Annotated in this window: 5 protein-coding genes; 1 reads left to right on the top strand and 4 read right to left on the bottom strand. The window is 73.1% G+C overall.

All coding sequences use genetic code 11. The features are described from left to right. Nucleotides 1–165: 165 nt before the first annotated feature. A complete protein-coding gene (locus tag ACFUK0_RS38755; RefSeq protein ID WP_380258535.1) occupies nucleotides 166–1,182 on the top strand; it encodes a LacI family DNA-binding transcriptional regulator in 1,017 nt (338 codons plus the stop codon). A gap of 83 nt (nucleotides 1,183–1,265) precedes the next feature. On the opposite strand, the gene ACFUK0_RS38760 is transcribed toward ACFUK0_RS38755, so the two are convergent. From ACFUK0_RS38760 to ACFUK0_RS38775, 4 genes are all read right to left on the bottom strand, one after another. Next, entirely contained in the window at nucleotides 1,266–3,671 is a 2,406-nt protein-coding gene (locus ACFUK0_RS38760) for a glycoside hydrolase family 2 protein (RefSeq protein ID WP_380258537.1), read from the bottom strand. A 542-nt stretch (nucleotides 3,672–4,213) separates the two neighbouring features. After that, a complete protein-coding gene (locus tag ACFUK0_RS38765) occupies nucleotides 4,214–5,080 on the bottom strand; it encodes an alpha/beta hydrolase family protein (protein ID WP_380258539.1) in 867 nt (288 codons plus the stop codon). Nucleotides 5,081–5,271: 191 nt separating this feature from the next. Continuing rightward, nucleotides 5,272–6,564, bottom strand: coding sequence for an ABC transporter substrate-binding protein (locus ACFUK0_RS38770; RefSeq protein ID WP_380258541.1), 1,293 nt, complete (start codon nucleotides 6,562–6,564; stop codon nucleotides 5,272–5,274). A gap of 141 nt (nucleotides 6,565–6,705) precedes the next feature. Continuing rightward, nucleotides 6,706–7,618, bottom strand: a 913-nt coding sequence (locus ACFUK0_RS38775; protein WP_380258543.1) for a carbohydrate-binding domain-containing protein, incomplete at its 5' end; no start/stop codon positions are given.

A 7,618-nucleotide genomic window follows, 5' to 3' on the forward strand; every position in this document is an offset into this window, starting at 1 on the left:
GGCCCCCCCCCCCGGGGCCCCCCCCCCCCCCCCCCGGGGGGGGGGGCGGCCCCCCGCGGCCCGTCCTGCCCGGCGGTGCCGGCGGCCGCCGACCGCCGCCCCGAGGAGGGGCGTACAGTCGACGCGGACGGGAAGTAATCGGTTAAGCATGAGGGCAGGGCCCGGATGAAGCGTCTCACCATCAGCGACATCGCAGCCCGGGCCGGAGTGTCCAAGGTGGCGGTCTCGTACGCGCTCAACGACCGGCCGGGCGTCTCGGAGGAGACCCGCGCCGCGATCAAGGCCATCGCGGCGGAGCTCGACTGGCGCCCCAGCCGCGCCGCCCGCTCGCTGAAGGCCGCCAACGCCGACGCGATCGGCCTGGTGGTCTGCCGTCCCACCCACATCCTCGGGCACGAACCGTTCTTCATGCAGCTGATCAGCGGCATCGAGTCCGTCCTCGCCGGACCCTCGCTCGGACTGATGCTCCAAGTGGTGTCCACGCACGAGGAGGAGAGCGCCGTGCACCGGCGCTGGTGGGGCGAGCGCCAGGTGGACGGTGTGCTGATGCTGGACACGCACGTGTCCGACACCCGCACGCCCGTCCTGGAGCGACTGGGGATGCCGACCGTGATCCTCGGGCCGCCGCAGGCCTCGGCCGTCCTGCCGACGGTCTGGTCCGACGACGCGGCCGGCGCCCGCGAGGTGGTGCAGTACCTGGTAGCACTCGGCCACCGCCGGATCGCCCGCGTCGCGGGGCCGGCCGCGTTCGCCCACACGGCGATCCGCGACGAGACCGTCGTCCGGGCCTGCGAGGAGGCCGGTCTCCCCGCGCCGGCCGTCGTCCACGCCGACTACACCGGCGACGAGGGGGCCCGCGCCACCCGCCGCCTGCTGCTCGCGGCCGAACGCCCGACCGCGGTCCTCTACGACAACGACCTGATGGCCGTCGCCGGGCTCGGCGCCGCCCAGGAGCTGAACCTGCACGTCCCGCGCGACCTGTCGATCGTCGCCTGGGACGACTCGGCGCTCACCCGGGTCGTCCGCCCCGCGATCACCGCTCTCACCCGCGACATCCGCGCCTACGGCGCCCGCGCGGCGCAGACCCTGCTCGCCGAGATCGCCGACGGGAGCGGCGCCAGCAGCCGCACCGAGGCGGCCCGCCTCGTACCCCGCGCGAGCACCAGCCCCGTCCCCCGCTGAACGCCCGGGCGGGGCCCGCGGCCGTTCTCGGCTGCGGACCCCGCCCGGAGACCGGGTGGTCGTGACGCGTCAGGCGGCCGTGCTCAGGCCGGTTCCACGCAGAAGAGGGCGGCACGGGCAGCCCCGGCGTCGACCGCGCCGGCCCCGGTGACCCGGATCCGGGTCTGCTCGCCCGCCAGCAGCGTGACCAGGCCCCGGTCGGCGGCGGCCCCGGGGGCGATGCGGTCGGCCTGCAGCAGGAGGTCGCGGAGCAGCGTACGGGCGGTGACCACCACGTGGACGGCGCCCGGGTCACCGGCGACCGGCTCCACGGCCACGTCGAACTCGGGCTGCTGGTAGTCGAACGCCTTGTCCGGCACCGGGAAGTGCACCGCGCGCAGCCCGTCCGCGTCGGCGGCCAGGAACTCCTTCGCCGAACCCTCGACCGGCAGCAGGGCCTGCGGCACCGCGAGGCGGAGCACCGACCGGGGCTCGACGGTGACCGGCAGCTCGGACTCGCCGGCCACCGTGCCGTCGGCGGCGACCCGGCGCAGCGTGAGGACGGTCTGCCAGGGCTCGGCGGCCTGGTTCACCAGCGCGACCTCGGGCGCGCCGGTCACACCGGGCGGCTGGAGGGTCAGCAGCCGGTCCGCGTACAGGCGGCGCAGCTCGTGGTAGAGCGGCTTGAGCCGGCCGTCGCCGTCGATGGCGGCCCAGGAGGAGACCGGCCAGCAGTCGTTGAGCTGCCAGACGACGGTGCCGGCGCAGCGCGGCCAGTGGGAGCGCCAGTGCTCGATGCCGGTGGCGACGGCCCGGGCCTGGACGACCTGGGTGAGGTAGTGCCAGCGGTCGAAGTCGCCGGGGAGGGCGAAGTGCCGCTCGACGCCCCGGTTGAGCTTGCCGTTGCCGTCGTCGGCCTTCTGGTGGTGCAGCATGCCGGACGAGTCGGCGGCGAGCGCCTCGCCGGGCAGGGCGCGCAGCAGGGTGGCGTGGGCGGGGGGCGCCTGCCAGCCGAACTCGGCGACGAAGCGGGGCACGCTGGCGCGGTACTCGGTGTAGTCCTGGCGGTTCCAGACCTCCCAGGAGTGGTGGGTGCCGTGGTCGGTGTCGTTGGGGTGGTGGTCCCAGGAGCCGGACCAGGGGCTGCCGGCCGCGTAGGGGCGGGTGGGGTCGAGTTCGGCGACGATGCGGGGCAGCACGCCGAGGTAGTAGCCCTCGCCCCAGGAGTCGCCGGCCAGCTCCGGCTCCCAGCCCCAGTCGCGGAAGCCCCAGAGGTTCTCGTTGTTGCCGTTCCACAGCACGAGGCTGGCGTGCGGCATCAGGCGGACGACGTTCTCGCGGGCCTCGGCCTCCACCTCGCCGCGCAGCGGCTGCTCCTCGGGGTAGGAGGAGCAGGCGAACAGGAAGTCCTGCCAGACCATCAGGCCGAGTTCGTCGCAGACGTCGTAGAAGGCCTCGTTCTCGTAGATGCCGCCGCCCCAGATCCGGACGAGGTCGATGTTGGCCTCGGCGGCCTGGGTGAGCCGGGTGCGGTAGCGCTCGGGGGTGACGCGGGTGATCAGGGTGTCGTCGGGGATCCAGTTGACGCCCCGGGCGAAGATCCGCACGCCGTTGACGACGAGGGTGAAGCCGGTGCCCTGCTCGTCGGCGGAGCGGTCGAGCTCGACGGTGCGGAAGCCGATCCGCCGGTGCCAGGTGTCGAGCGGGGCGCCTTCGTGCGCGAGGGTGACGTCGAGGTCGTACAGCGGCTGGCCGCCGTAGCCGCGCGGCCACCACAGGCCGGCGTCGGGCACCTCGACGACCAGGACGGCCTCGTCGCCGTCGAAGGCCGTCTCGGCGGTGACCCCGGCGACGGTCGCGCGGACGGTCAGCGGCCGGCCGGCGCCGGTGGCGGTGCGCTCGGCGGTCAGCCGCAGCTCGACGCGGCCGGTGCCGTTCTCGACGGTCACCAGCGGGCGGACCTGTGCGAGGCGGGCGGTGGACCAGTGTTCGAGGCGGGCCGGGCGCCAGATGCCGGCGGTGGGCAGCGTGGGGCCCCAGTCCCAGCCGAAGCTGCTGGCCATCTTGCGGATGTACTGGAACGGCTCGGGGTAGACGTTCGGGCGCGCCCCGGTGATCGCCTGTACCTCGGCGGCCTCCTGGTAGGCGCTGGTGAACCGGACGGCCAGCTCGCCCGCGAGGCCGGTGACGTCGAACCGGTAGCTGCGGTGCATGTTGCGGGTGCGGCCCAGCTCGGTGCCGGCCAGGGTGATCCGGGCCGCGGTGTCGAGGCCGTCGAAGACCAGGTCGGTGCGCTCGTGGGAGCCCGCGGCCGCCTCGATCCGCGTCGTGTAGGTCCAGTCCTGGCGGCCGACCCAGGCCACCTCGTGCTCGTTGGCGCCGACGTACGGGTCGGGAATCAGCCCGGCACTCAGCAGGTCGGCGTGGACGCAGCCCGGGACCTGGACGGGAAGCAGCGCTCCCGCGTGGAACAGGTTCCAGCCCTCGTCGAGCTGGGTGACGTCCTTCATGGTGCGGCTCCTGTCGCTGGCCGGTCTGGGGTGGGCGCGAGCAACCGTAACTCTGCCGGAGCACACCTGTCTATAAACCGGTTACGTTAAGTCCTGCGGCCCGGCTTCGACTCAGAAAACCGCTCTAATCAGCCTCATAACGGACATAACGAGCCACAGGCCGAGCTGACTTGGAACCTTGTTCGGCTCATTCCCTTTACCGGTTCACTTGTATTCGGGCATGCTGCGGGGGTGACAGCTCCCCGTACGGGGGCGGACGGCGCGCACGGCTGCGCGGCCGGCACGAAGCCTCCCGCCGGGCTTCAGGTCAACTCGTGGGCCGGGCAGGCAGGATGGCGGCGCTGAGCCCGGGAGCAGGGCGAAGAGGGCGCCGCAGCGCGCAGGGTCGGCGGCCGGGGTCTTCGGGCCCTTCCGGCGGCCGGGCCGGCGGGTTCGGTCAAGGGCGCCTCACGGGTGCCCGGGTGGCCGGGTGGCCGTGGGCCGGCGTGCGGCCGACGGAGGAGCAGCCCGCGTACGGGCGCGACCGTCGGCCGCCGCCGGGCTCAGGACGGAGCAGCGTGCGCGAGGTGGCGGCGGAAGAACGCGACGGCGTCGGCGGCGACCCGGCGGCGCACCGGCTCGCCCTCCGCTCCGCCGTCCACGAAGAGGTAGTGGCCGACCTCCTCGCCCACGCAGACCGCCTCCGCGCCGGGGATGTACCCGGCGTAGTGGAGGGCGTTCTCGGGCCCCGGGGCGTTCTCGTCGGCGCCACCCCAGTGGATGGAGACCGGACGGGCCACCGCCGCGAGCGACCCCTCGTCGATCAGGGCGCCGATGCCCGGGCAGATCAGGAAGGCGGCCTCGACGTCGGGCACGGAGCAGTCCGCACCGGACTGCTCCACCACGCTCTCCAACTGCTCCGGTGCGTACCGGGCGTTCATGGCCTCCAGCAGATCGGGGAACTCGGGCAGCGGGGGCAGCGGCACCAGCCCCAGGGCGAGGGCGCGGAAGCGCTCGGGGGCGATCCGCGCGCCCACGGTCGCGGCGGCGGTGTAGCCGCCGAGCGAGAACCCGATCGCGCCGACCGGGCCGACCGCACGCTCCTGCCGCAGCTTCTCCAGCAGGAACCCCAGGTCGCGCGGGCGCTCCCAGCTGAAGGCGAAGCCTTCCGGGAGGTAACCGTCCACCCAGTTGTTGCCGTGGTGGTCCACCCCGGCCACCAGGAACCCGGCACCGGCCAGGGCCTCCGCCAGCCACGCCAGGTCGCGGGCGCTGCCCCCGGTCCCGTGCGACAGCAACAGCAGCGGGGGCGGGTCCGCGGCGGCCGGCGTGGACGGCTCCCAGAGGTAGGCCCTGACCGGACGCGGGGCGTCGGCCGCGGACCCGGGCGACCAGCTGCGGCGGTCGGTGTCGCCGAAATCGCGTGTCACGGGATCGATCATGCTCCGTAGCCTAGGGAACGGGGACGCCCGTGGCGGCACGATCACCGGATCCGGGACCAGGCGTCGATTCTCGGTAACTCCGCCGTCCCGCACGGGCTTCGGCCGGCCCGGCCCGGTGCACGGTGGGGCTGTCCGGCCACGGCCGGAGAGGCCGTTGCGGAGCAGCCGGACGGTGCTGGTCAGCCGCCCGGCTTCTGCTGGGACCGGGCCCACTTCCGGTTGAGTTCGGCGAAGTAGCTGTCCTGGTCCCCGGGGGCGGCGCCACGAGCGATGTCGACCAGCCTCCGGCGGTAGTCGGGGGTGTCCAGGCCGATCTGGGCGCCCTTGTCGATCCGGCTGACGACGGAGGCCTTGTCCTGGGTCTCGGCCATGATCCGTACGCCCCGGTCGTCGAAGGTCTTCAGTGCGGGCGGCAGCGGGGTGCCCTTGAGGGTGGAGATGGCCTCTTCGGCCTGGGCGCTGCCGGACTTGGTCAGGAACCAGTCGATCCAGGCGCGTGCCGCCGCCTTGTTCCTGGAGTGGGTGCTGACGGCGTACTTGTAGTCGGGCTGCACGACGGTGCAGAGGTGGCCGTTGCGCAGGGCGGGGAAGGGCAGGTAGCCGATGTCGTCCGGGTTGTGGCCCGCGGCCTCGGCTGCCTTCTCGATCTGCGGGACGGCCCAGGAGCCGAGGAACATCGTGGCGATCCTTCCGCTGCCCAGCAGGGACTTGGAGCTCTCCCAGTCCGTGGTGGTGGGGTCGGCCTCGGTGAGCTTCTCGTGGACGACGCTGTAGAGCAGGCCGTCGATCGTGTGGAGGTCCCTTCCGGCGGCCCACGGGTCGGGGGTGGTGGCCAGGGCGTCCTTGGCGGAGTTCTCGCAGTTCGGGCCGCCGATGTGGTCGGTCCACTGCCGCAGCGGCCAGCCGTCGCGGTAGTTCGTGTAGTACGGGATGGCCTGCGTCTTCTCCTTGACGGCCCTGAGGTCGTCGATGAACTGCTGGGGCGTGGTCGGCCACTCGGTGATGCCGGCCTGGTCCCAGACCGCCTTGTTGTAGACGAAGCCGGTCGCGATGCCGATGTTGGCGAGGCCGTAGACCTGGTTGGCGACGGTGGCGTACTCGGTGAAGTCGAACTTCGGCGACAGGTCGTCGGCGGTGCCCAGCGGTGCGAAGTACGTGGGGTACTGGCTGACCGCCAGGTCGTCGGGGATCAGCAGGACGTCCCCGTAGCTGTCGGTGTTCATCCGGATCCTGGTCTCACCCTCGTAGTCGGTGATCCCCTCGAACTTCACCCTGACGTCCGGGTGCAGCTTCGTGAACCTGTCCGCGTACTTCTTCAGCGTGCCGTCCGCGACCTGGTCGGTGCGGTTGGTCAGCACCGTGATCTCGCCCGCGATCCTGCTGTCCCCGCCGTCCACGGGCGGGGCCCCGCCACCGCAGGCCGTGAGCAGCATCGTGGTCGCGGCCGCGACGGCCACCCATCCTCTGCGCATGTTCGCTCATCCTTCGCGCTGGTCGTTCGGGAGCTCCGGAAGCGCCCGCCCGTGGAGCCGGACAGGCGCTGGAGGGGCACCGGGGTGCGGTACCGGGGGCCGGGCCGGCACCGCGTGCGGCGGGCCCGGCGGGCGGTGGGGTCAGATCGCGGGGACGGACACCCAGTAGCGGGTGTCGTTGCCGAGGTTGGCCGCGTCCGAGTCGATCCGGGCCTTGATCCAGTAGATGGCGGTCCGGTAGTCGGCGATGTCGGCCGTGTCGGGGTTGCCCAGGCCGGAGGAGCCGTTGCGGTGGCCGGCGAACCAGGTGGTGATGCCGTAGTGGCTCTGGCTCTGGTGCAGGCAGGAGATGTCCTGGCCGAGGTTGCTGTTGAGGACGGCGCCGTTGTTGTACTGGCCGGCCGACTGGCCCGAGAACTGCGCGCAGGCGGAGTGGAGCATCAGCCAGTTCTGCTTGAAGATGCCGAAGTTGGCCGCGTCCCCGGACTTGTTGTCGCCGTACGCGTAGGTGCCGGTCATCGTGTCGGTCTCCAGCATCGCCACCGCGAGGTCGAGGCTGTTGCCGCCGGCGGCCCGCACCTGGCTCTTGCGGCTCCCTAGGCCACCGACCGAGTAGGAGCCGCAGGCCATCCCGGACGGACAGGCCGCGCTGCTGCCGCTGCCGCCCGCCCCGGTGTCGGCCGAGGAGCCGTGCACGACGCAGGACCTCCCGTTCTCCCAGCCCCAGCCGTCCCCGTCCGGGTCACTGGCACTGCCGTTCACGCAGTACGGGTAGCCGTTCGGCGCGGTCGTGCCGCCGGTGGTGGTCCGTACGACGCAGGACCTGCCGTCCTCCCAGCCCCAGCCGTCCCCGTCCGGGTCGCCGGCACTGCCGTTCGCGCAGTACGGGTAGCCGTTGGGCGCGGTCTCGGCGGCCGCGGCCGGCGCGAGCGCCAGGGCGACCGAGGTGAGCATGCCGAACACGGTGCTGAGCGTGACGAGAGTGCGCTTCATCGCGGTCTCCAGACGTCCGAGAAGTACGGGGGAGGCTCCGGGCCGCGGCACGGGGGGCGGC

It is taken from the genome of Kitasatospora sp. NPDC057223 (genome assembly GCF_042669755.1).
Classification (GTDB): Bacteria; Actinomycetota; Actinomycetes; order Streptomycetales; family Streptomycetaceae; genus Kitasatospora.

Bases quoted from the DNA above. Each gene is read 5' to 3' on its own strand.
- ACFUK0_RS38760 (WP_380258537.1), bottom strand. From the start codon at position 3,671: ATGAAGGACGTCACCCAGCTCGACGAGGGCTGGAACCTGTTCCACGCG.
- ACFUK0_RS38770 (WP_380258541.1), bottom strand. From the start codon at position 6,564: ATGCGCAGAGGATGGGTGGCCGTCGCGGCCGCGACCACGATGCTGCTC.
- ACFUK0_RS38755 (WP_380258535.1), top strand. From the start codon at position 166: ATGAAGCGTCTCACCATCAGCGACATCGCAGCCCGGGCCGGAGTGTCC.